Source organism: Vibrio sp. 2132-1 (genome assembly GCF_033344315.1).
Genome location: NZ_JAWPON010000628.1, coordinates 1 through 575 on the forward strand (window position 1 = coordinate 1; position 575 = coordinate 575).

A 575-nucleotide genomic window follows, 5' to 3' on the forward strand; every position below is an offset into this window, starting at 1 on the left:
GCCAAAAGAAATGATGCCAGTAGTGAACAAACCGTTGATTGAATACGGCGTTGAAGAGGCAATTCAAGCTGGTATGAACGGTATGTGTATTGTGACAGGCCGTGGCAAACACTCAATCATGGATCACTTTGATAAGAACTACGAGCTTGAGCACCAAATTAGTGGTACCAACAAAGAAGAGTTACTTGTCGATATTCGTGAGATCATTGAATCAGCGAACTTTACCTACATTCGCCAACGTGAAATGAAAGGTCTAGGTCACGCGATTCTAACGGGGCGTGAACTGGTTGGTGATGAACCTTTCGCTGTAGTACTTGCCGATGACTTGTGTGTGAACGAGGAAGAAGGCGTTCTTGCTCAAATGGTTGCGCTGTTTAAGCAATTCCGCTGTTCTATCGTGGCAGTACAAGAAGTACCTGCTGACGAGACGCACAAATACGGCGTGATTTCTGGTGAAATGATCAAAGATGACATCTACCGCGTAGATGACATGGTAGAAAAACCAGAACCAGGCACAGCGCCAAGCAATCTTGCGATCATTGGTCGTTACATCCTTACCCCTGATATTTTTGAAC

The 575-nt window shown here is 45.0% G+C and carries 1 protein-coding gene; it reads left to right on the plus strand.

The window, feature by feature from the left end; all coding sequences use genetic code 11:
- Positions 1 to 575, plus strand: a 575-nt coding sequence (locus tag R8N47_RS27060) for a sugar phosphate nucleotidyltransferase (RefSeq protein WP_318186349.1), incomplete at both ends; no start/stop codon positions are given.